The sequence below is a fragment of the Tabrizicola sp. YIM 78059 genome (genome assembly GCF_004959785.1).
GTDB classification, from domain to species: domain Bacteria; phylum Pseudomonadota; class Alphaproteobacteria; order Rhodobacterales; family Rhodobacteraceae; genus Tabrizicola; species Tabrizicola caldifontis.
The window spans coordinates 62,555-85,380 of record NZ_SJZH01000001.1 but is presented as its reverse complement, the minus strand read 5'-3'; the positions used below and the strand labels follow the sequence as shown (position 1 = coordinate 85,380).

Below are 22,826 nucleotides of genomic sequence, written 5' to 3'. Positions count from 1 at the left end.
CGGCCGCGTTCCACAGCGTGCCCCGCCCCTCAAGCCGTTGTGGGCAGGCTAGCCGATATCCAGCGAAATCGCATGGATGCGACTGTTCAGGTCGCCCAGTGCCCTCTGAACCGCACGATGCCGGTTGACCCGGCTCATCGCCGCCAGGGCAGGCGCACGGATCACGATGCGGAAGTGGCTTTCGCCCGAACCGTCGTCGCCGGCATGGCCCGCGTGACGACGGCTTTCGTTCACGATTTCCAGCACCGAGGGCTTGAAGGCCGCCATCAGCCGCCTTTCAATCTCGTCCTTCACCGCCATGTCAGCGTCACCCCCCTTCAATCCGCCGGTAAAATCCCTAAACTCGTGGCCCCGAGTCGGAAAGGCCCCCTTCGCATGACCAACCGCCCGCCCTTCGATTTCGATATCCGCGTCTCGGCGGACAAGAAGCGCAAGAAGGCGGGCCGTCGCGGCATGTCTGGTGCCTTCGACACGGTCGACCGTCCCTGCGATTATCCGGGCTGCAAGGAGAAGGGTGCATACAGGGCCCCCAAGTCACCCGAGCTGCTGGACGAATATTTCTGGTTCTGCAAGGACCACATCCGCGAATACAATCTGAAATGGAACTTCTTCCAGGGAACCACGGACGAGGAATTCCAGAAGTTCCTTGACAAGAACCGCGTCTGGGAGCGGGAGACCAAGCCCTTCAGCCGTCTTGGCGACGGCAATGCCTGGGCGCGGCTGGGGGTGGACGACCCCATGGCGCTTCTGGGCGAGAAGGCAACACAGAACCCCGGTCGGGTCGCGCCGACAGCAACGCGCAAGCTGCCACCGACGGAACGGAAGGCAATCGAGATCCTCGATGCGCGCGACACGATGACGAAGACCGAAATCCGCAAGGTGTACAAGGGGTTGATCAAGGTCCTGCACCCCGACATGAATGGCGGCGACCGCAGCCACGAGGAACAGTTGCAGGAAGTCGTCTGGGCATGGGAACAGCTTAAGGACAGCCGGTATTTCCGGGATTGACGTCGGGCGGCTCCTGCCTTCCCCTTGAACCCCCTCGCGATATGTTCCAAGGATGACGGGCCACGCGCAATGGGGCGCGGGCGGCTACCAGGGACGCAGGCGATGCTGGATCAGGCGATGAAACCGACCGAGGAGATTTCGGTCCGCGAGATGTTCGGGATCGACACCGACATGCGCGTCAAGGGATTTGCCGAGCGCACCGACCGCGTGCCCGAAATCGACCCGACCTACAAGTTCCATCCCGATACCACGCTCGCTATCCTTGCGGGGTTTGCCTATAACCGCCGGGTGATGATCCAGGGCTATCACGGCACCGGGAAATCGACCCACATCGAGCAGGTGGCCGCGCGGCTGAACTGGCCCTGTGTGCGGGTGAACCTCGACAGCCACATCAGCCGGATCGACCTGATCGGCAAGGATGCGATCAAGCTGCGCGACGGCAAGCAGGTGACCGAGTTCCACGAGGGGATCCTGCCCTGGGCGCTGCGTAACCCGGTGGCCATCGTCTTCGACGAATACGACGCGGGGCGCGCGGACGTGATGTTCGTCATTCAGCGCGTGCTGGAACATGACGGCAAGCTCACGCTTCTGGACCAGAACGAGATCATCACGCCGAACCCCTATTTCCGTCTGTTCGCGACCGCGAACACCGTGGGGCTTGGCGACACGACCGGGCTTTACCACGGCGTCCAACAGATCAACCAGGCGCAGATGGACAGATGGTCACTGGTCGCAACACTGAACTATCTGTCTCACGACGCAGAGGCTGCGATCATCCTGGCCAAGAACCCGCATTACAACACCGAAAAGGGCCGCAAGACGATCAGCCAGATGGTGACGGTCGCGGACCTGACGCGGACGGCCTTTATGAACGGCGACCTGTCCACGGTGATGAGCCCCCGGACGGTGCTGAACTGGGCGCAGAACGCCGAGATCTTCCGCAACGTGGGCTATGCCTTCCGCCTGACCTTCCTGAACAAGTGCGACGAGCTGGAACGGCAGACGGTGGCCGAGTTCTACCAGCGCTGCTTCAACGAGGAACTGCCGGAAAGCGCCGCCAGCATGGCGATGCGGTAACACCCCAAATGGAAGCGGCCAGAGCCGGAGGCTCTGGCCGTGCGAAGTCCCGTTTCGGGATGGGATCAGGCCGCCTTGGCGGTTTCTGCTCTTGCGGCCATCGTGGCGCGCGCCCACCAGACTACATCATCCAGCATCGCCTTGGCGGCCGGGGCGATCGTGGCCTCGATGTCGGCCAGGTTGCCCGAGCCGCCGAAGCCCGAATGCACCTTGAAGAAGTCGCTGCCACCGATGCGGACGTTGTTGCGGGTGGGAACCATCTGCAGCTCCACCCCGATGTTCTGCAGGTGGCCCAGCGCGTTCGCCGCACCCATCGAACCATAGCCGATCGCGCCGAAGGGCTTGCGCGCCCATTCCACATAGGCCTGATCGAGCGCGTTCTTCAGCGCCCCGGTGATCGAGCGGTTGTATTCGGCGACGACGAAGATGTAGCCGTCGAACTCGCCGATCTTCTTCTGCCATTTCTGTGCAACAGGGTTCTGGCTGGGTGCCCATGCGTTCGAGGCGACCTCGTCGAAGAAGGGCAGCGGATAGTCGCGCAGATCGACGACTTCGACCTCCATGTCGCCGCGCGCCTCGGCCTGGGCCTTTATCCAGGCGGTGGGCACATCGGCGAAACGGGTCGGGCGGGTGGACGAGACGATGATCGCAATTTTCGGGTTGGCCATGGGTCGGGGTCCTTGCGGGTTTGAATTCACTTCGCTCTTATCTGGCCTCGGGGGCTTGGATGCCAACTCAGCAGCGCCGCGCGGGTTCTGTGCATGGACGCACGGCAAGCGGGTTGCTGCCACCGGTTACACCTGTGGAGAGGGGAGATTTCGATGCACATCGGACTGATCGGAGGCATCGGCCCGGCGGCGACGGTGGTCTATTACCAGAGACTCTGCGCCGTGATGGCCGCCCGGGGCAAGCCGCTGGAGCTGACGCTGGTGCAGGCCGACATCCACGAGCTGATCGCCAACAACCTGGCCGACCGGCGGGAGGCGCAGGCGGAGATCTTTGCCGAGCTGATCGACAGGCTGAAGGCTGCCGGGGCTGACTGCGCGGCGATCACCTCGATCGGCGGGCATTTCTGCTTTGCCGAGACCGTTGCGCTGTCCTCGTTGCCTCTCGTCTCGGCGGTGGAGCCGCTGGACGATTTCTTCGGGGCCGAGGGGATCGGCTGCGTGGGTCTTCTGGGAACCCGCGTGGTGATGCGGACAAAGCTTTACGGCCAATTGCGCCGGACCCGCGCCATCGCCTTGGAGGATGATATCGAAGAGTTGGGCCAACTGTACCAGGAGATGGCGGTACAGGGCTTCTGCGGGGCGGCCACCCGGGCGCGGTTTCTGGATGCTGGGCAGCGGCTGGTCGATTCCGGGGCCGAGGCGGTGGTTCTGGCGGGGACGGACCTTGGCCTTGCCTTCGACGGGCAAGAGCCCCCCTACCGAGTGATCGACGCGCTGGACGTGCATGTGGCGATTTTGGCCGATCTGGCCTCTGGCAGCCGCAAGCTCCCCGCATTAGGCTGAGCCCATGAACAAGCCCGCCGACAACCCCGCCGATCCGTTCAAGAAAGCCCTCGCCGAGGCAACCCGCACAATGGCGGATGACCCGGAGATGACGGTCACCTATTCGGTCGACCCGTCCGGCATGAACGCCGAAGGCGTGCGCCTGCCGCAGGTCAGCCGCCGGATGACCCGGGAAGAGGTGCTGCTGGCGCGGGGCACGGCAGATTCGTTCGCGCTGCGGCGGAAGTATCACGACGATGCGGTGGCAGCCCGCTACGCGCCGGTCGGCCCCATGGCGCGCGACATCTTCGAGGCGATGGAGAACGCCCGCTGCGAGGCCGTGGGGGCCCGCGACATGCCGGGAACCGCCGGCAACATCGACGCCAAGATCCAGCATGAGGCCGACCGCAAGGGCTATGGCCAGGTGACGCAGGCCAGCGAAGTACCGCTGCCGGTGGCCGCAGGCTATCTGGTGCGGCAGATGGCAACGGGGCGGGCCTTGCCGAAATCGGCCGAGCATGCCGCCGATCTGTGGCGCGGCTTCGTCGAGGAACAGGCGGGCGAGACGCTGGCCAACCTTGACGATGTGCTTGGCGATCAGGCGGCCTTCGCAAGACTTGCGCGGAAGGTGATCGCCGACCTCGGCTATGGCGACCAGTTGGGCGACGACCCGGACGCGCCGGAAGAAGAGGCCGGTGACGATCAGGCGGAAGAGGATCAGAACGCCCCCGACACCGCAGGCGAGGAACAGGAAGAGTCGGAGGAGGCCGAGGCCTCGCCGGAACGGAGCCAGGAGGAACAGCAGGACCAGTCCCAGGCGCAGGTCACGATGGAGGACAGCGCCGACATGGAACAGGGCGACGAGGCGGAACTGCCAGAGGGCGAGGCGCCGCTGGAGCCCCCTCCCCCCGCCCCACATTCGGATGCCGACCCGAACTATACCGTGTTTACCACGGATTTCGATGAGGAAATCCGGGCAGAAGAGCTGGCGGAGCCCGCAGAACTGGAACGTCTGCGCGCCTATCTGGACCAGCAACTGGAACCCCTGAAGGGCGCGGTCAGCCGTCTGGCCAACAAGTTGCAGCGTCGGCTTCAGGCCCAGCAGAGCCGCAGCTGGGAGTTCGACAAGGAGGAAGGCATCCTCGACGCAGGACGCCTTGCGCGTGTGGTGGCGAACCCGACCACACCCCTGTCATTCAAATGGGAAAAGGACACCGAATTCCGCGATACGGTGGTGACGCTGCTGCTGGACAACTCTGGCTCAATGCGCGGACGCCCGATCTCGATCGCCGCGATCTGCGCCGACGTGCTGGCGCGGACATTGGAACGCTGCGACGTGAAGGTGGAAATCCTGGGCTTCACGACCCGCGCCTGGAAGGGCGGGCAAAGCCGCGAACGCTGGCTGGCGCAGGGGCGCCCGCAGATGCCGGGGCGCCTGAACGACCTGCGCCACATCATCTACAAGTCGGCCGATGCCCCCTGGCGGCGGGTGCGGCCCAATCTCGGCCTGATGATGAAGGAAGGGTTGCTGAAAGAGAACATCGACGGCGAGGCGCTGGAATGGGCGCACCGCCGAATGCTGATGCGGCCCGAGGCGCGCAAGATCCTCATGGTCATCTCTGACGGGGCGCCGGTTGACGATTCGACCCTTTCGGTCAACCCTGCGAACTATCTGGAAAAGCACCTGCGCGACGTGATCGCAATGGTGGAACGCCGCCGTGCGGTGGAACTTATCGCCATCGGCATCGGCCATGACGTGACCCGCTATTATCAGCGCGCGGTCACGATCACCGATGTCGAACAGCTCGCTGGCGCAATGACGGAACAGCTTGCATCGCTGTTCGAGGTCGATCCGAAAAAGCGCGCCCGGGCGCTAGGGCTGCGGCGGGCCGGATAGGGCGCGGCCTGCCGCAGCCGGGGATCAGGCCAGGGCCTGGGCACCAGGATGTCGGCGAAGGGAAAAGGGTCATGTTTCAAAGCTTTGAAAGCCATTCTTCGCCTGATCAGGGCCCACCTCGTCTGGCCTTGTTGCGGGCAAGGCTGGCAGAGATGGGGCTTCAGGGCTTCATCGTGCCGCGCACGGATGCGCATCAGGGCGAGTATGTCGCACCAAGGGACGAACGGCTTCAATGGCTGACCGGCTTCACCGGGTCGGCCGGGTTCTGCATCGTGCTGCCCGACCGGGCCGGCCTTTTCATCGACGGACGCTATCGCACCCAGGTCAAGGCTCAGGTGGACCTTGCGGCCTTCACGCCGGTACACTGGCCAGAAGTTCAGCCCGGAGACTGGATCAGGAACAACCTGACCGCGGGCCTGGTTGGGTTCGACCCTTGGCTACACACGGCTGATGAGGTCGAAAAGCTTGAGAAGGCACTGAAGGATTCCGGTGCAGGAATTTGCCCTACAAGGACGAATCCGGTTGACCAGATCTGGCTGGACCAGCCTGCGGCGCCTTTGGGCAGAGTCTTTGTCCAGCCGGAGGCACTGGCCGGAGAAAGCCACGGCGTCAAGCGCCGGCGCCTGGCCGAGGCGCTGCGGCAAGCCGGGCAGCGCACGGCAGTGCTGACGCTGCCGGATTCGATCTGCTGGCTGCTGAACATCCGGGGGGCGGATGTGCCAAGGAATCCTGTCGTACACGGCTTTCTCCTGTTGCATGACGACGCTCGGGCAGAGCTGTTCTCGACCCCCGCGAAATTCGACGCTGCCGTGCGGGCGCATCTGGGGCCAGAGGTGACGCTGCATCCGCCGGAAGACTTCTCGTCCGCGCTGCGCGGGATGACCGGTCCGGTTCGGGTGGACAAGGGTTCGGCACCGCTTGCGGTGGCGAACATCCTGCGGGAAGCGGGGGTCGAGGTGCAGTGGGGCGATGACCCCTGCAGGCTGCCGAAGGCGCGAAAGAACGCTGCCGAAATCGCCGCAACACGCGAGGCGCACCTGCGCGACGGCGCAGCAATGGTCGAATTCCTGTTCTGGCTGGACCGCGAGGCGCCGAAGGGAGGGCTGACGGAAATCGACGTGGTACAGGCCCTGGAAGGGTTCCGCCGCGCCACCAATGCCCTGCACGACATCAGCTTCGACACGATCTGCGGCGCGGGGCCGAACGGGGCGATCATCCATTACAGGGTGACCGAGCAGACCAACCGCCCCGTCAGGGCGGGCGAGCTTCTGCTGGTCGATTCGGGCGGGCAGTATGCGGATGGCACGACCGACATTACCCGCACCATCGCCATCGGCGACCCCGGCGACGAGGCGCGGGAATGTTATACGCGTGTCCTTCAGGGCCTTGTTGCGATCAGCCGTCTACGCTTTCCGAAGGGACTTGCCGGGCGCGACATCGACGCGCTCGCCCGCTACCCCCTTTGGCTGGCGGGCCAGGATTACGACCATGGCACCGGCCATGGCGTGGGCGCCTTCCTCTCGGTGCACGAAGGACCGCAGCGGATCTCGCGCCTGTCCGAGGTGCCACTGGAGCCCGGCATGATCCTGTCGAACGAGCCTGGCTATTACCGCGAGGGCGACTTCGGCATCCGGCTGGAAAACCTGATCGTGGTCGAGGAGGCCCCCGCCATGGGCGACAACCGGTCGCATCTCGGCTTCGAGACCCTGACGTGGGTGCCCTTCGACCGCCGGCTGATCCTGGCCGAACGGCTGGCCCCGGGGGAACGCGACTGGCTGGATTCCTATCACGCAGGGGTGCTGAAAAGGCTTGGCAGCAGGGTCGGCGCGGATACGCTTGCGTGGCTGAGGCGGGCTTGTGCGCCGATCTGAAAGGGGGGCCAATGGCCAGCCACATCACCGTATCGCCGATTTTCGGCCCGGTCACTGTCGAGGCGGCCGGGGTCGTCATCGGCACCAGCCACCGTGCACTTGAGCTGCGCGAAGGCAGCGCCCCACCGGTGATCTATGTGCCCAGGCAGGACATCGACATGGCGCGACTGACCAAAACCCGGCACCGGACGACTTGCCCCTGGAAAGGTGAGGCCAGCTATTACTCGGTCGTTCTTCCCGCAACCCTGCTGGAGAACGCGGTCTGGTCCTACGAGACCCCACTGCCCGGCATGGCCGCGATCGCAGGATACCTCGCCTTCTATCCCGACAAGATCACCGTGAGGCGCTGCTAGCTGTTTCACGAATGCGCTGCACCATGGCGCGCAGTCCGTTCGAACGCTGGCTCGACAGATGTTCGTTCAACCCCAGCCGGGCCAGTTCGGCCGTGGCATCAACCTTGGCGACTTCCTCGACAGGCAACCCGGCATAAAGCGCATGCAGCACAGCGATCAGGCCGCGGACGATCATGGCATCGCTGTCGCCCTGGAAATCGAAGCGTCCATTCTCGATGATCGGTCGCAGCCAGACCTGACTTGCGCAGCCCTGAACCTTCAGCGCCGGCACCTTGAAGCTGTCATCCATCGGCGGCATCGCCTTGCCAAGCTCGATGACATGGCGGTAACGGTCCTCCCAGTCATCGAGGAACTCGAAGGTCTCGGCAATCTCTTCAAATGCTTCGGTCGCCATGGTCCGCTCCGGCTGATGGCAGTCAGGTAAGGCGCGGGTCGGCAAAGGTCCAGCCCAAGATGCGCTTTTCAAACGCGGTGCCATGGGCTACCCAAGTGGCAACCGATCAGGAAGACTGCCATGCCATTGTCCCGCCGCCTGTTTGCCCTTTCGATGGTTGCCGCGCTTGCCGGCTGTGGCGGGTTCCGCGACAGCCGCCTGAATCCCCGGAACTGGTTCGGGCGATCCAAGCCGCGAGAGACCATCGTTCTGCCCACCGAAAACAGGGAAACACGCCCGCTGGTCGATGTCGTGCTGTCGATGTCGGTCGAGGCAATCCCCGGCGGGGCCATAGTCAGGGCCCGGGGACAGACGCCTACACAGGGCTGGTGGCAGGCAGAGCTGGTGCCAATGCCGATCGACGACAACGAGGTGCTGGTCTATGAATTCCGGCTGCAGCCGCCAGTGACCAAGACCGATGTGAATACGCCGCAGTCCCGGCAAGTTGATGTGGCCATCTACATTTCCGACATTCGCCTGGAGCGCGTGCGCGAGATCGTGGTGCAGGGCGCAACCAACGCAAGGTCTGCGCGGCGCTAGCGCGAACAGCTGGTCGGGCAGCTTCGTCTTTTCCTTGCCAAGGCCACAGCCGGGCACGGCCCCAAGAAATGATTGCGTTGCGCAGGGTCAGAGACGGACGACCCGGACTTCGTTCCCCTTGGCCGACAGCGCAATCTCGCCCCGGCAAAGCCGGATCGCGTCTTCACCGAAGGCCTCACGTCGCCAGCCGGACAGCGCGGGCACATCCCGCCCCCCCGCGGCGATCTGGTCCAGTTCCGACGATGAGGCGATGAGGCGCGGCGCAACGCCCAGACTTTCCGACTTGGCCTTCAGAAGAACGCGCAGCAGATCTGCGAGCGCCGGATTAACCTGCATCTGCTCTCGGCCGGGGTCGATGCGGGGCATGTCCTCGGGCCGCATCTCAAGCCCTTCCTTCACGGCGGCAAGGATGCCCTCGGCAATCTCAGGCTTGCGACCTTCCCGAAGCAGCAGACGCGAGCGCCCGAGTTCCTCGATCGTCGTCGGCCGGGTCGAGGCAAGTTCCAGAAGGGCATCGTCCTTCATCACGCGCGAACGAGGGATGTTCTGGGTTTGCGCATAGGTCTCTCGGAAGCGGGCCAGCGCCTTGACCACGGCCAGGAAGCGCCCGCTCGTGGTGCGGGTCTTGATGCGCATCCAGGCCTCTTCCGGGTCGATCGTATAGGTCGCCGGATCGGTCAGGATCGCAAGCTCTTCGGCCACCCAGTCGGCACGGCCGTTCTTCGCAATCTGCGCGGCAAGCCATTCATAGATCACCCGCAGGTGAGTGACATCGGCCAGGGCATAGTCCTTCTGCGCCTCGGACAGCGGACGGCGCGACCAGTCGGTGAAGCGCGAGGTCTTGTCCAGGTTGGCCTTGGCGATCTTCTTCACCAGCGTCTCGTAGCCGACCTGTTCGCCAAAGCCACAGACCATGGCGGCGATCTGGGTGTCGAACAGGGGCTTGGGGAATACCTTTCCCTCGACGAAGAAGATTTCCAGATCCTGACGGGCGGCATGGAAGACCTTGACCGTGCCTTCGTGACGGAAAAGGTCGTAGAGGGGCTCCAGCGACATCTCGGGCCCCTCGATGGGATCGACAAGCACGGCCTCGCCCTGGCCGGGCAGCGCCATCTGGATAAGGCAGAGCTTCGACCAGTAGGTGCGTTCGCGCAGGAACTCGGTATCTATGGTGACGTAAGGCGCTGCCTTGGCCGCCTCGCAATAGGCGGCGAGGTCGTCGGTCGTGGTGATGGTGCGCATGGGCCGTCTTTCGTCGCGGGGTTATCCCGCAGGGTTTCGCGCCGCTATAGGGGGCAATGACCGAAAAGGAAAGGGGTCTGGGGCTTAAGCCTCGCACCGGACCGTGCGTTGATGCCGCCACGCAGCTGGCAGGTGGACATGCAGCTGATCAAGGTTCTTCTGGGCGGGGTCTTCATGATCCTGGGTCTGGTGGGGTTGGCGCTGCCCGTCGTGCCGACAACCCCGTTCGTGCTGCTGGCGGCAGGTTGCTTCACCAGATCATCGCCCAGGCTGCACGGCTGGCTGGCAGCGCATCCGGTCTTCGGCCCACCGCTGCGGAACTGGGAGGAAAACGGCGCCATCTCGCGTACGGCAAAGCGGCTTGCCGTGGTCAGCATTGCGGCAGTCCTGGCAGCATCGGTGCTGCTTTGGCTTTCCTGGCCGTGGCTGCTGGCGCAGGGCGCCCTGATCGCGGTCGGCTGCGGCTTTGTGCTGACGCGGCCGGACGGCCCGTCAGGCTAGTGTCACCGGGCTGCGGTCGCCCAAGGCAAACCGGCGAAGGACCGCTGGATAAAGCCGGTGCTCCATGGCGAGGACGCGGGCGGCAAGGGTTTCCTCGGTGTCGCCCGGCAGGACCGCCACGCGCGCCTGCCCCAGGATAGGGCCTGCGTCAAGCTCGGCCGTGACTTCGTGGACTGTGCATCCGGCCTCGGCATCCCCCGCGGCGAGGGCACGGGCATGGGTGTGCAGGCCGGGGTATTTCGGCAGAAGCGAGGGATGGATGTTCAGCATCCGGCCTTCGTAGCGGCGGATGAAGCCGGGGGTCAGGATTCGCATGAACCCCGCAAGGCACAGGATGTCGGGATGCGCGGCGTCGATGTGGCGCGCCAGGGCTTCTTCAAACGCCTCGCGGCTGGGAAAGGCGCGGTGATCCACGGCAACAGTGGGGATGCCCAGCGCCTTGGCCCTGGCCAGCCCCGCGGCCGCCGGATCGTTCGAGGCGACCAGGACGGGGCGGGCGGGATGGTCGCCCACCATGTCCCGGACCAGCGCCAGCATGTTGGAGCCACCCCCGGAAATCAGGATGGCAACGCGTTTCACAGAAGCCTTCCGCGGTAGATGACCCCCTGCCCTTCGACGATGCGACCAAGGGCGGTGACGGTTTCGCCCGCATCGGCAAGCTGGGCGGCAAGTGGTTCCGCACGATCCGCGCCCACGACCAGCATCATCCCGATGCCGCAGTTGAAGGTTTTCAGAAGTTCGGCTTCCGCCATGTTCGCGGTGGTGGCCAACCAGCGGAAGACTGGCGGCAGGGTCCAGGACGACAGGTCGATCTCGCAGGCCAGCCCTTCCGGCAGCACGCGTGGCGGATTCTCGGTCAGGCCGCCGCCGGTGATGTGCGCCAGTCCATGCACCCCACCTGCACGGATCGCGGCCAGCACCTGCCTGACGTATAGCCGCGTCGGCGTCAGCAGAGCCTGCCCCAGGCTGCCGTCCGAAAAGGGCGAGGGTGCGTCCCATCCAAGGCCGGACAGCTCCACCACCTTGCGGACAAAGCTGTAGCCGTTGGAATGCACCCCGTTCGAGGCGAGGCCCAGGATCACATCACCCGCCTGCACGCCCGAGGGCAGTTCGCCGCCACGCTCCATCGCGCCGACGGCAAAGCCCGCCAGGTCGAAATCGCCCCGGTGATACATGCCCGGCATTTCCGCCGTCTCGCCCCCGATCAGGGCGCAGCCGCTGTCGGCGCACCCCTTGGCGATGCCTGCAATGATGCGGGCGGCCTGATCGACCTCCAGTTTGCCGGTCGCGAAATAATCCAGGAAGAACAGCGGCTCGGCCCCCTGGCAGACCAGGTCGTTCACGCACATCGCGACCAGGTCGATGCCGATCGTATCCATATGGCCGGTGTCGATGGCGATGCGCAGCTTTGTGCCAACGCCGTCGGTCGCGGCAACTAGGACCGGATCATGGTAGCCCGCCGCCTTCAGGTCGAAAAGGGCCCCGAACCCGCCAAGCCCGCCCATCACGCCGGGACGGTTGGTGGCCCTGGCGGCCGGCTTGATCCGCTCGACCAGCGCGTTTCCGGCGTCGATGTCCACACCCGCGTCGGCATAGGTCAGCCCGTTCTGCCCCTTGGTCATCTGCCAGCCCCCATCACCGGATTCGCCCCTGCGGCCCGCATAGACGATTGGCCCGGCCCGCGCAACGCGCGCCGCTTGACCGTGTGCCCGCATCTGACTAGGCAGGACATGCTACGGGCCTGTAGCTCAACGGTCAGAGCAGGGCGCTCATAACGCCTTGGTTGGGGGTTCGAATCCCTCCGGGCCTACCATTCACCCGCGGGGGGCGATGAAGGTCGGCGACATTTCTTTCTGGTATGCCGATATCGGCCTGCCCTATCGCCGCGCGTCCCTTTCCGGCGATACCACGGCCGACGTGGCGATCATCGGGGCAGGATATACCGGCCTGTGGACGGCCTACTATCTGAAGAAAATTCAGCCGGCGCTGGACGTGCTGGTGATCGAGAAGGAATTCGCGGGCTTCGGCGCCTCGGGCCGAAATGGCGGCTGGCTGACCGGGGGCTTTGCCTGGAACCACCGGCGCTATCTGGAAGGATCCAGCGAACACCAGGTCCGCGCCATGGTCGAGGCTATGAACGGCACCGTGGACGAAGTGATCCGCGTGGCCGAGGCCGAGGGCATCGACGCCGACATCCACCGCACCGACGAGCTTATGGTGGCGACAAAGCCCGCGCAGGTCGCCCGGATGCAGGCCGAGGTCGCGCATCGCCGGCACTGGGGAGAAGAGGACAGGGTCTTCCAGATGAACGCCCGCGACCTTGCCGCGCGCATTCGTATCCCTGGCGCGCTGGGGGCCATGGTGGTGACGAACGTGGCGCGCATCCAGCCTGCGAAACTGGTGCGCGGCCTTGCCGCCGCAGTAGAGCGGCTCGGGGTCCGGTTGGTCGAGGGGACGGCCGTCACCTCTTACGAAACAGGCCTTGTGACGACCGATCGGGGCATGGTGCGGGCCCCGCTGATCCTCCGCTGCACCGAAGGCTTCACGGCAGGCCTGCCGGGTCACAAACGCGAATGGCTGCCGATGAACTCGGCCCAGATCGCGACGGAACCGCTACCGGTCGAGCTCTGGGACCGGATAGGATGGCAAGGGCACGAGATCGTGGGCGATTTCGCCAACGCCTACTGCTATTGCCAGCGTACGCGCGAGGGGCGCATCACTGTGGGAGCACGCGGGGTGCCCTACCGGTTCGGATCCAGTCTCGACACCAACGGCGCGCCAGACCCCGAAACGATCCGCCGGCTGGTCGCGATCTTGCGCCGGCATTTCCCCGATGCAGGCGAAGCAAGGATCGACCATGCATGGTGCGGCGTCCTGGGTGTGCCGCGCGACTGGTGCGCAACGGTGGGTCTTGACCCGGCGACCGGCCTTGGCTGGGCGGGTGGCTATGTCGGGGTGGGCGTCTCGACCTCGAACCTTGCCGGACGCACGCTGGCGGATCTGGTGCTGGGGCGCGACACCGATCTTGTGCACCTTCCCTGGGTGAACCGCCGCGTCAGGGACTGGGAGCCGGAACCCTTCCGCTGGCTTGGCGTGCACGGCATGTATGCCCTGCTGAACGCCGCTGACAGGCGCGAGGACCGGGCCGGCGCGGGGCCATCGAAGTTGGCAACCCTGGGCAACTGGCTGACCGGGCGCGGGTAGATCACGAAGGGTTGATGTTGCCCGACACTTTGGCGCATGACAGAAAGGCCCCATGGCACGGGAGGACACGATGCCGATGCACCGCCGTCAGGTTCTTGGCCTTGCGCTTGCCGCGCCAGCCCTGCTGCGCGTTCCGCCCGCCCTTGCGGCCGACAGGGCAGATGTCTCGCGCAAGGTTCTGCTGACCTGGCACAAGCTTGTTCTGGAACTGGTCCGCCATACCGCTACCTATGTGCCCCCGGTGGCGGCCCGCGCCTTCGCATATGTCGGCATCACCGCGCACGAGGCGCTGTCATCCGGCAACCCTGCCCTGCGCAGTCTTGCCGGCCAGCTCAGCGATCTTGCCCCCTTGCCCGCACGCGCAAGCGGCGTCCATGACGAAGCTTGCGTCTTGCATGGCGCGCTTCAGGCGGTCGTAGGCGAACTGTTCGCCAACACAGGTCCGACCGGCCTGCGCGCCATGCAGGCGATGGGCCGCAAGATGGGAGAGACCGCAAGCACGGGGATCGACGGCGCGGTGGTGGCGCGCAGTGTCGCGCACGGGGAAGCCATTGCTGAGCGGATCCTTGCATGGGCTGCCGCCGACGGCGGCGCGGTGATCGAGAACATGGGCTTTCCCATGAATTACACCCCCGGCACCCGCCCGCAGGACTGGGTGCCTACGAACCTGATCCGTCTGCAACAGGCGCCTCTTCTGCCCGGGTGGTCGAATTGCCGGCCTTTTGCCCTGCCATCCTCGGACGCCTGCGATGCGCCGCCGCACCCCGATTACGACGAAGCGCCGGGATCCGCCTTCCACGACGCCGCGCTAGAGGTCTACGAGACCAGCCGCAACCTGACCCAGGACCAGAAACTGATCGCGCGGTTCTGGTCGGACGACCCGATGCTGACACCGACACCGGCCGGACACTGGATCTCGATCGTGCTGCAGATCGCGGACCGCGACAGCCTGCCGGCAGAAGCGATCTCGGCCACGTTGGCCAAGCTGGGCGTGGCGCAGGCGGATGCGTTCATCTCGTGCTGGTCGACGAAATTCAGGTACAACCTGCTGCGGCCAGTAACCTACATCAATCGCCACATCGACCCTTCCTGGGAACCCTTTCTCATCACCCCGCCGTTCCCGGAATACACGTCGGGCCATTCGACGCAGTCGGGGGCGGCAATGACCGTGCTGACCTCGGTTCTTGGCGAAGGGTTCGCCTTCGACGACGCGACGCACGAGGACGAAGGCCTGCCGGTCCGCAGCTTCCCGTCCTTTGCCGCGGCGGCAGAAGAGGCTGCAATGTCCCGGCTTTACGGCGGCATCCATTTCCGCTTCGGCAACGAACGCGGCCTGGATCAGGGCCGCGCCGTGGGGGCCTATGCCGCCGCTCTGAAGACCGAGGCCTGATGCGCACCACGATTGCCCTGGTGGTCCTTGCCGGCCCTGCCCTGGCCGAGCCATCCGTTCCCGTCTTCGCCGACGAGACCGCAACAGCGGGCCTGACCACGATCTACGAGGGCGATTGGGAATACATGGTGGGCGGTGGTGTGGCCACTTTCGACTGCTCTGGTGACGGCTTTCCCGAAGTCTTTCTTTCGGGTGGCGCGGGGCCTTCGGGCCTTTATTGGAACCGCAGCATGCAGGGCGGTCCGTTGACTTTCGAAAAGACGGACAGCATCGCGCTGGATGCCGTGCTGGGCGCCTATCCGCTGGACATCGACAGCGACGGGATGATGGACCTGGTGGTGCTGCGGCACGGGTCGAACCGGCTGATGCGGGGGCTGGGCGAGTGCCGGTTCGAGGATGCGACCGAGACCTGGGGCTTTGATGGCGGCGATGCCTGGTCCACCGCCTTTGCCGCGATCTGGGAAAAGGGCCAGGTCTGGCCGACCATCGCCATCGGCAACTACGTCGATCGTTACGAAGAGGCGTTTCCCTGGGGATCCTGCACCGACAACTGGCTGCATCGCCCTGACGGCACCCGTTTTGCCCCGCCGATTGCGCTGACCCCATCCTTCTGCGCGCTGTCCATGATCTTCACCGACTGGAACCGCTCGGGCCAGTGGGCGCTGCGGGTTTCGAACGACCGCGAATATTACAAGGGCGGGCAGGAACAGCTGTGGCACCTCGACCCGGGCCTGCCGCCGCGCCTTTATACCGAGGCCGAGGGCTGGAAGCGTCTGCGCATCTGGGGAATGGGGATCGCCACGGCGGATGTGAACCTGGACGGCTACCCAGACTACTACCTGACCTCGATGGCCGACAACAAGTTGCAGTTCCTGAAGGATCCGGCCTCGGGCAAACCCGATTATGCCGATCTGGCCTTCCGTTCTGGCGTCACGGCCCATCGGCCCTATACCGGGGGCGACCTGCGCCCCTCGACAGCCTGGCATCCGCAGTTCGCCGACGTGAACAACGACGGGCAGCTGGACATTTTCGTGGCCAAGGGCAACGTCGCGAAGATGCCGGATTTTGCCGAGCGCGACCCGAACAACCTGCTGCTTTCCGCCGGGGACGGCACCTTCGTCGAAGCCGGGGACCGTGCAGGCATCGCCAGCATGTCCGTTGCGCGCGGGGCGCAGGTCGTGGACCTGAACCTCGACGGCCTTCTGGACCTGGTGGTGGTCATCCGGTGGACCCCGGCCGAAGTCTGGCGTCAGACCGGCGAACCCGGCGGCAACTGGGTGCAGGTCAGGCTGGAACAGGCCGGACCCAATCGCAACGCCATCGGATCGGTGGTGGAAATCCGTCGTGGCGCTGCGGTCGAGCGCCACGAGATCGCCGCGGGGGGCGGGCACGTCTCGGGCTCTGTCGGCTGGCTGCATTTCGGTCTTGGCGCGGCAGAGCGGGCGGAATTGCGGGTCATCTGGCCCGACGGGACGGCGGGCGACTGGCATTCGCTTCCTGCCGGCACCTTCCACATCCTGGGCCCCGATACAGGAGCCAGACCTTGGACGCCGGGCTGACGCGAATCAGGGCGAACATCACGCGCGGCCTGCGCGGCACCCTTGCAGATTGAACTCATGCCACCCCTGCAACCCTGAATATTCGGGGCGCATGCTGCTTGCCGCCGCCACAACAGGGCTTTCGGCGGAGGCTGTTGATTTCAGGCAACAATGCCGGAGCCGATCCGAGACGCAATAGCGAAGCCGCCCGGTATGGGCAGACAGGCCAGTCGAACGAATTATTCATATGATACATAATGTTACCAGATATCGAAAAAGCTCTGCTCTCTGACGCTGCCGAAATCCGGCCGCCCTGATGCAATGCGATGCGCCAATTGGAGTGCCAAGGCCATGTTTCCTGCGGACCGGCCGGGTCTGTATCCTGATCGCCAATTGCAGACGTCCCCACTGGGCACTGCCCTTGGTTCGTCGGGACGATGCTCTCGCTACAAGTGCCGGACAGGACATAAAGCAGACCGGACCACACAAGATGCAAGGCCCGACACGGATCGACCCCAGCCTGGACCCGGACGGATATCACGCCGGCCCGGAAGTCTTTGCTGACGATCTGAAACCGGGCACAAGGCTTCTGGATGGTCAATACACAATTCTGGGCTTCCTGAACTCTGGCGGTTTCGGAATCACCTATCTTGCCAAGGATTCGCTTGATCGCACCGTCGTCATCAAGGAGTGCTTCCCCAACACGCTCTGCCGAAGGTCCGGCGGCATCGTCCGCGCCCGCTCGCGCAAGCATTCGGGGGATTTCCGCGGCTTCGTCCAGGGCTTCATCGACGAGGCCCGCAGCCTTGCCCGCCTGGTGCATCCGAACATTGTCGGCGTGCATCAGGTGTTCGAGGACAATGACACGGCCTACATGGCAATCGATTTCATCAACGGCAAGGATCTGCACGACATCCTGGAATCGACCGACCAGGCCTTCACGCCGGAAGAAACCGTGGCGATGTTGAAGAAGTTACTCAGTGCGGTCGATTTCATTCACCAGGCGGGGATCCTGCATCGCGACATCTCGCCCGACAACATCCTGATCGACCAGACCGGAAACCCGGTGCTGATCGACTTTGGCGCGGCCAGCGAACAGGTCATGCGGGCCACTCGGGTGCTGACAGGACGACGCGTCGTGAAGGACGGCTATTCGCCGCAGGAATTCTACCTGTCGGGCGCGCAGCAAAGCCCGGCAAGCGACCTTTATGCGCTGGGTGCCACCTTCTACCATGTGATCAGTGGCAAGGCAGCGCCCGAAAGCCAGCGGCGTCTGGCGATGGTGGCGGAAGGTTCGTCCGACCCCTGCCAGCCGCTTTCGGGCCGCTTCCCTGGCTATCCTGCCGGCTTTCTGGAATCGATCGACAAGGCAATGCGCGTGATGCCGCGCGACCGGCTTCAAAGCGCCCAGGAATGGCTGGACATGATAGAACAGGGTGAAAAGGGCCTGTTTACCCACGCACCCGAACCGTTGGCGCGGCCAGACACCGCGCACATCGCAGCCGCGCGCCGTCCCGGCTTTCTTGAAGCGAACAAGGGCTATCTTCTTGGCGCGGGGATCGCCCTTGCCCTGATGGCGCTGGTCGCGGCATGGAAGCTGCTGACCTGATCGAAACGGTCTGTGGGCCAGAGCGCTGATTCAGACCCCAAGTGAGCGCAAGACGCTCGGCAAGGTCTCTGGCAGATCCTCGGCGATCAGCCCAGGCCCGAAGGACAGGGCGCATTCCAGATGCAGCCTGGCGCCCGTGCAGGCGGCATCGAACGGCAGCAAGCCCCGGGCCAGAAGTCCGGTGATGAACCCGGCCAGCACATCACCCGACCCGCCTGTGGCCAGCCAGGGTGCCGACCTGTCGAAACAGGCGGGACTCACGGCACAGCGCCCCGAGGGCTCGGCAATCACCGTATCAGGCCCCTTGAAAAGCACCACACACCCTGCGCGTCGTGCCGCCTCTCGCGTGGCATCTACCTTCGAATAGGCCGGCCCTTCGGTAGCAGGGGCCGCCAGCCTTTCGGCAATATCGGGGAATAGCCGGGCGAATTCTCCGAAATGGGGGGTGAGGACGCACCCGGTGTGCAGCGCGGCGAAAAGGTCCGGGTTTCGGGAAAGGATGGTAAGGGCATCGGCATCCAGGACCAGGCTGCGCTGCGAATGCCCGTCCGAAGCCCGCCATTGCAACGCCGCCGCCACGAGCCCCGCCTCCCGCGCCCCGGTGCCCATCCCCGGCCCCAGGCAAAGTGCATTGATCCTTCCGTCCTCAAGCGTCCGGGCAAGGGCCGGGCCATCCGCCACTTCTCGCAGCATCACCGCATCCAGCCGCGCGGCGTTCTCGGCGCTTGCCTCTGGCGGGCAACCCACTGTCACCAGGCCCGCCCCGATGCGCAGGGCACCTCGCGCCGCAAGCCGTGCAGCACCGCCACGGCCAGCGGGACCAGACAGGACAAGGGCATGTCCATGCGTGTATTTGTGGCCCTGAGCCTTTCGCAGCCGCAGGATCGGCGCCTGCGCGACCATCACGATGTCATCCGAGCGCGATCCGCCACATAGCGCATTCATCTGCCCTTCCAGGCCGATCGGGACGATGCAGAGGCGACCGGACAGCATGGCACCATCCGCCAGCGCGTGCCCCAGCTTGGCGCGTTCGAAAGTGACAGTCAGCGCGGCGGAGGTCTCGACGAAACCGCCCAGGCTGATGATCCTTCCGCTGTCGGCGCAAATACCGCTTAGAATATCGACCGCCACGAGGCGCGCTCCTGCCTGCTGCGCCATCGCCAGAACCGCCCAGACCGCCTGCTCGACCGGCCGCGACAGACCGGTGCCGAAAAGCGCGTCGATGACCACGGCAGCATCCGTAAAGGCCGACCGGTCAAGCGCGGAAAGCGGCTCCACGCTTCCCAGGGCCCTCCATCTTTCGTGGTTCGCGCGCGCGTCTGGCGGCAGACGCCCTGCATCGCCGTAAAGGAATGCCCGCACGTCCCAGCCCCATTGGCGCAGCAGCCGCGCCACAACGAAACCGTCGCCACCGTTGTTGCCCGGTCCACACAGAACCACCGCCCGGTGCGGGGTGGCCTTCAGTTCTGGCCATTCGTCGAAAATCGCCTGGACCACGCCGCGTCCGGCGCGTTCCATCAGATCCAGGCCCGTAACCTCGCCCTCAGAGATTGCCGTTTGTTCGATGGCACGCATCTGCGCTGCGGTCAGAAGTTCGGTCATTTTCGCGGCATACCGTTTTCACTCTGCCCAACTGAAGGGCGTTCTGCACAAAAAAATAGCAGATATTCGGGAATTCCCCGCCCCTGCCCTTTGCGGCAACCCTGTCACATTGCCCCCCGTGCTGGGAAGTGATCAGAGGGGCAAGACGCAAGCGGGGGGAGCCTGCCCAATGAAGAAAATCGAAGCAATCATCAAGCCGTTCAAGCTGGATGAAGTGAAGGAGGCGCTTCAGGAAGCCGGCATCCAGGGTCTTTCGGTCACCGAGGTCAAGGGCTTCGGTCGTCAGAAGGGGCATACCGAACTTTACCGCGGTGCCGAATATGTCGTGGACTTCCTTCCCAAGGTGAAGATCGAGGTGGTCTTGTCGGACGACATGGTGGACACCGCCATCGAAGCGATCGTTTCCGCGGCACGCACCGACAAGATCGGCGACGGCAAGATCTTCGTCTCGCCCATCGAGCAAGCAATCCGCATCCGCACGGGCGAAACCGGCGACGATGCAGTCTGAACCGGCCCCCCAAGGGCCTGAACCATCAACCACTCAATCGTGAAAGGCAGTCAGATGAGCGCCGTTGCCAAGGCTCTGAAACTGATGAAGGACGAGGAGGTCGAATACGTCGACATCCGCTTCACCGACCCTAAGGGCAAGCTCCAGCATGTGACGCTGGTCGCGGACCTGGTGGACGAGGATTTCTTCGAGGAAGGCTTCATGTTCGACGGCTCGTCGATCGCGGGCTGGAAGTCGATCGACCAGTCCGACATGAAGCTGATCCCGGATGCGGCCTCGGTCTATATCGACCCGTTCTACGCCGAAAAGACCATGGCCGTGCACTGCAACGTGGTCGAGCCCGACACCGGCGAGGCCTACAGCCGCTGTCCACGCCAGACCGCGCTGAAGGCGGAAGCCTACCTGAAATCCTCGGGCATCGGTGACGCGGCCTATTTCGGCCCCGAGGCCGAATTCTTCATCTTCGACGACGTGCGCTATTCGGTGACGCCGCGCAAGGTGGCCTACGAGATCGACGCCGAGGCCGCCGCGTGGAACACCGACACCGTGACCGAAGGCGGCAACTACGGCCACCGCGCGGGCCACAAGGGTGGCTATTTCCCGGTCAATCCGATCGACGAGGCCCAGGACATCCGTGGCGAAATGCTTTCGACCATGAAGCGGATGGGCATGAAGGTGGACAAGCACCACCACGAGGTCGCGACCTGCCAGCACGAACTGGGGATGATCTTCGGCGGGCTGGTGGAGCAGGCCGACAACATCCAGAAGTACAAGTACGTCATCCACAACGTGGCGCACGCCTACGGCAAGACCGTGACCTTCATGCCGAAGCCGATGAAGGGTGACAACGGGTCAGGCATGCACGTCAACATGTCGATCTGGAAGGGCGGCAAGCCGCTCTTCGCCGGCGACAAGTATGCCGACCTTTCCCAGGAGGCCCTGTGGTTCATCGGCGGCATCCTGAAGCATGCCAAGGCCCTGAACGCGCTGACCAACCCCTCGACCAACAGCTACAAGCGGCTGATCCCCGGGTTCGAGGCGCCGGTGCTGCGTGCCTATTCGGCCCGCAACCGGTCGGGTTGCGTCCGTATTCCGTGGACCGAAAGCCCGAAGGCCAAGCGTGTGGAAGCCCGCTTCCCCGATCCGTCGGCGAACCCCTATCTGGCATTCTCGGCCCTGTTGATGGCGGGTCTGGACGGCATCAAGAACAAGATCGACCCGGGTCCGGCATCGGACAAGGATCTTTATGACTTGCCGCCGGAAGAACTGGCCGAAATCCCGACCGTCTGCGGTTCGCTGCGCGAGGCACTGGAGTCGCTGGAAGCCGATCATGACTTCCTGCTGGTGGGCGATGTGTTCACCAAGGACCAGCTGGAAGCCTACATGGCGCTGAAATGGGAAGAGGTTTACGCCTACGAGCATACGCCCCACCCGGTCGAATACCAGATGTACTACTCCTGCTAAGTCCTTCGGACACAGGGGCAAAGGGGCGCCTTCGGGCGCCCTTTCTTCATTCAGGCATGCGGACGCTGGCCACCGTGCCGCATGGGTTCGGCGAACCCGTCCGACCCATCGTCCAGATGGTGCGGCAGGCAGCAGATCCGGAATCTGCGCGGTCGGAATGACCTAAGGCACCAGACCTTCGCCGGATCCGGCCAGAGGACCGCAAGACCCCGAGGCCAGTCAGGCAAGCACCGAGCGAACGAAGGAAACAAGTTCGCCGCGCACCGGATCGGTCTCGAACAGGTTGCCACCGTGGCCGGCACCGGGGACAAGCCTGTAGTCGATGCGCGCATCCGGGTCGGCGGCAATCCAGGCCTCGCGCAAGCGCTTCGATTGCAGGTCGGCGACCAGAGGATCTGCGTCGCCGTGCCGGATGAACAGCGGTGGCAGCGGCTCGCGCAGGCGGTCGAGCCGCCCGATCGGCCCCGCCGCGCGCGCCTTGGGGCGGTTTTCGCCCACGGCATATCCCAGAAGCTGGCTTTCCGGGCTGTCGGCTGCATCGGCGGAGCCCATGGCGGGCGTTCGGCCCAAGGTGGCCATGTCACGATCCATGGTCGAAAAATCCATCGGCCCGTAAAGACTGACCACCCCTTTCGGCGGCAATCCCACCTCGACCAGGCTCAGCGCCGTCGAGACTGCCAGGAACGCCCCCGCCGACTGGCCCAGCAGCACCATTCGGGACGGCGCAATCCCCAGTTGGTCCCCATGACGCTGCAAGTGGACAACGGCGGCGAGGCAGTCATCGCCCTGGGCAGGCCAGCGAGCGGTGCCGGAAAGGCGATAATTGACACGCACCACAGCGATTCCGGAATCCAGAAACTCGGGCCAGACGGGCAGATCGGCCTTGTCGCCCGTGCGGAAGGCCCCGCCGTGGATCATCACCAGCACGGGGACAGGCGCCGTTCCACGCGGCCGGGTGATGTCCATGACCTGGCTGGGGTCGGGGCCATAGACAACCTCGGCTGCCCGTTCCGGCCGCCAGCGCCACAGGGCCAGGCCACCGGCCGCCGCTGCGGCACCACCGACCAGAAGGGTTCTGCGGATCAGTCCGGGCATTGCC

The 22,826-nt window shown here is 64.8% G+C and carries 22 protein-coding genes and 1 tRNA gene; 15 read left to right on the top strand and 8 right to left on the bottom strand.

Annotation, left to right across the window (positions count from 1 at the left end):
- Positions 1 to 48 precede the first annotated feature (48 nt).
- The gene (locus EZM81_RS00405) at positions 49 to 300 is read right to left on the bottom strand and encodes a BolA family transcriptional regulator (RefSeq protein ID WP_136644382.1); all 252 of its coding nucleotides are present in this window, start codon (positions 298 to 300) and stop codon (positions 49 to 51) included.
- Between the two features lie 75 nt (positions 301 to 375).
- Between EZM81_RS00405 and EZM81_RS00400 the strand changes: the two genes are divergently transcribed.
- The gene (locus tag EZM81_RS00400; protein ID WP_136644381.1) at positions 376 to 1,008 is read left to right on the top strand and encodes a J domain-containing protein; all 633 of its coding nucleotides are present in this window, start codon (positions 376 to 378) and stop codon (positions 1,006 to 1,008) included.
- A 102-nt stretch (positions 1,009 to 1,110) separates the two neighbouring features.
- Positions 1,111 to 2,085: a cobaltochelatase subunit CobS gene (gene cobS / locus EZM81_RS00395; protein WP_167850875.1), complete on the top strand. Its 975-nt coding sequence runs from the start codon at positions 1,111 to 1,113 to the stop codon at positions 2,083 to 2,085.
- Between the two features lie 65 nt (positions 2,086 to 2,150).
- Here the strand turns inward: cobS and EZM81_RS00390 are convergent, their stop codons facing one another.
- Positions 2,151 to 2,753 carry an NADPH-dependent FMN reductase gene (locus EZM81_RS00390; protein ID WP_136644380.1) on the bottom strand — a complete coding sequence of 201 codons (603 nt, stop codon included), beginning with the start codon at positions 2,751 to 2,753 and terminating at the stop codon, positions 2,151 to 2,153.
- Positions 2,754 to 2,906: 153 nt separating this feature from the next.
- On the opposite strand from EZM81_RS00390, the gene EZM81_RS00385 reads away from it, so the two are divergent.
- From EZM81_RS00385 to EZM81_RS00370, 4 genes are all read left to right on the top strand, one after another.
- Entirely contained in the window at positions 2,907 to 3,596 is a 690-nt protein-coding gene (locus EZM81_RS00385; protein WP_136644379.1) for an aspartate/glutamate racemase family protein, read from the top strand.
- 4 nt (positions 3,597 to 3,600) lie between these two features.
- The gene (cobT, locus tag EZM81_RS00380) at positions 3,601 to 5,472 is read left to right on the top strand and encodes a cobaltochelatase subunit CobT (RefSeq protein ID WP_136644378.1); all 1,872 of its coding nucleotides are present in this window, start codon (positions 3,601 to 3,603) and stop codon (positions 5,470 to 5,472) included.
- Positions 5,473 to 5,543: 71 nt separating this feature from the next.
- Entirely contained in the window at positions 5,544 to 7,343 is a 1,800-nt protein-coding gene (locus EZM81_RS00375) for an aminopeptidase P family protein (protein WP_136644377.1), read from the top strand.
- An 11-nt stretch (positions 7,344 to 7,354) separates the two neighbouring features.
- A complete protein-coding gene (locus tag EZM81_RS00370) occupies positions 7,355 to 7,696 on the top strand; it encodes a DUF427 domain-containing protein (protein ID WP_135447351.1) in 342 nt (113 codons plus the stop codon).
- Here EZM81_RS00370 and EZM81_RS00365 read toward each other — a convergent pair.
- Positions 7,677 to 8,090: a SufE family protein gene (locus EZM81_RS00365; protein ID WP_135447353.1), complete on the bottom strand. Its 414-nt coding sequence runs from the start codon at positions 8,088 to 8,090 to the stop codon at positions 7,677 to 7,679. The genes EZM81_RS00370 and EZM81_RS00365 overlap by 20 nt on opposite strands.
- Positions 8,091 to 8,210: 120 nt before the next feature.
- Between EZM81_RS00365 and EZM81_RS00360 the strand changes: the two genes are divergently transcribed.
- On the top strand, positions 8,211 to 8,669 hold the full coding sequence (locus EZM81_RS00360) for a hypothetical protein (protein WP_248298086.1): 459 nt from the start codon (positions 8,211 to 8,213) through the stop codon (positions 8,667 to 8,669).
- Between the two features lie 87 nt (positions 8,670 to 8,756).
- On the opposite strand, the gene rnd is transcribed toward EZM81_RS00360, so the two are convergent.
- Complete coding sequence (rnd, locus tag EZM81_RS00355) at positions 8,757 to 9,911, bottom strand: ribonuclease D (RefSeq protein ID WP_136644376.1); 1,155 nt, start codon at positions 9,909 to 9,911, stop codon at positions 8,757 to 8,759.
- A gap of 111 nt (positions 9,912 to 10,022) precedes the next feature.
- On the opposite strand from rnd, the gene EZM81_RS00350 reads away from it, so the two are divergent.
- Positions 10,023 to 10,412, top strand: coding sequence for a YbaN family protein (locus tag EZM81_RS00350; RefSeq protein ID WP_248298085.1), 390 nt, complete (start codon positions 10,023 to 10,025; stop codon positions 10,410 to 10,412).
- Here EZM81_RS00350 and purN read toward each other — a convergent pair.
- Entirely contained in the window at positions 10,404 to 10,991 is a 588-nt protein-coding gene (purN, locus tag EZM81_RS00345) for a phosphoribosylglycinamide formyltransferase (RefSeq protein ID WP_135447357.1), read from the bottom strand. The genes EZM81_RS00350 and purN overlap by 9 nt on opposite strands.
- Positions 10,988 to 12,034 (bottom strand): phosphoribosylformylglycinamidine cyclo-ligase, encoded by a 1,047-nt coding sequence (purM, locus tag EZM81_RS00340; RefSeq protein ID WP_136644375.1) that lies wholly within the window; start codon positions 12,032 to 12,034, stop codon positions 10,988 to 10,990. The genes purN and purM overlap by 4 nt, the downstream gene beginning before the upstream one ends.
- A gap of 115 nt (positions 12,035 to 12,149) precedes the next feature.
- Here purM and EZM81_RS00335 point away from each other — a divergent pair.
- The 5 genes from EZM81_RS00335 to EZM81_RS00315 all read left to right on the top strand — a co-directional run bounded on the left by EZM81_RS00335 (position 12,150) and on the right by EZM81_RS00315 (position 18,153).
- A tRNA-Ile gene (locus EZM81_RS00335) sits at positions 12,150 to 12,225 on the top strand.
- 17 nt (positions 12,226 to 12,242) lie between these two features.
- On the top strand, positions 12,243 to 13,616 hold the full coding sequence (locus tag EZM81_RS00330; protein WP_136644374.1) for an FAD-binding oxidoreductase: 1,374 nt from the start codon (positions 12,243 to 12,245) through the stop codon (positions 13,614 to 13,616).
- A 52-nt stretch (positions 13,617 to 13,668) separates the two neighbouring features.
- Complete coding sequence (locus EZM81_RS00325) at positions 13,669 to 15,006, top strand: vanadium-dependent haloperoxidase (RefSeq protein WP_211195369.1); 1,338 nt, start codon at positions 13,669 to 13,671, stop codon at positions 15,004 to 15,006.
- Positions 15,006 to 16,565: a CRTAC1 family protein gene (locus EZM81_RS00320; protein WP_136644373.1), complete on the top strand. Its 1,560-nt coding sequence runs from the start codon at positions 15,006 to 15,008 to the stop codon at positions 16,563 to 16,565. The genes EZM81_RS00325 and EZM81_RS00320 overlap by 1 nt, the downstream gene beginning before the upstream one ends.
- Positions 16,566 to 17,034: 469 nt before the next feature.
- Entirely contained in the window at positions 17,035 to 18,153 is a 1,119-nt protein-coding gene (locus tag EZM81_RS00315; protein ID WP_136644372.1) for a serine/threonine-protein kinase, read from the top strand.
- A gap of 30 nt (positions 18,154 to 18,183) precedes the next feature.
- Here the strand turns inward: EZM81_RS00315 and EZM81_RS00310 are convergent, their stop codons facing one another.
- Positions 18,184 to 19,755: an NAD(P)H-hydrate dehydratase gene (locus EZM81_RS00310; protein ID WP_136644371.1), complete on the bottom strand. Its 1,572-nt coding sequence runs from the start codon at positions 19,753 to 19,755 to the stop codon at positions 18,184 to 18,186.
- Positions 19,756 to 19,924: 169 nt separating this feature from the next.
- On the opposite strand from EZM81_RS00310, the gene EZM81_RS00305 reads away from it, so the two are divergent.
- Together EZM81_RS00305 and glnA are read left to right on the top strand one after the other, a co-directional pair.
- Entirely contained in the window at positions 19,925 to 20,263 is a 339-nt protein-coding gene (locus EZM81_RS00305; protein WP_135447370.1) for a P-II family nitrogen regulator, read from the top strand.
- A gap of 54 nt (positions 20,264 to 20,317) precedes the next feature.
- Positions 20,318 to 21,727, top strand: coding sequence for a type I glutamate--ammonia ligase (glnA, locus tag EZM81_RS00300; protein ID WP_135447372.1), 1,410 nt, complete (start codon positions 20,318 to 20,320; stop codon positions 21,725 to 21,727).
- A gap of 219 nt (positions 21,728 to 21,946) precedes the next feature.
- On the opposite strand, the gene EZM81_RS00295 is transcribed toward glnA, so the two are convergent.
- Positions 21,947 to 22,822: an alpha/beta hydrolase gene (locus EZM81_RS00295; RefSeq protein ID WP_169052263.1), complete on the bottom strand. Its 876-nt coding sequence runs from the start codon at positions 22,820 to 22,822 to the stop codon at positions 21,947 to 21,949.
- Positions 22,823 to 22,826: the final 4 nt, after the last annotated feature.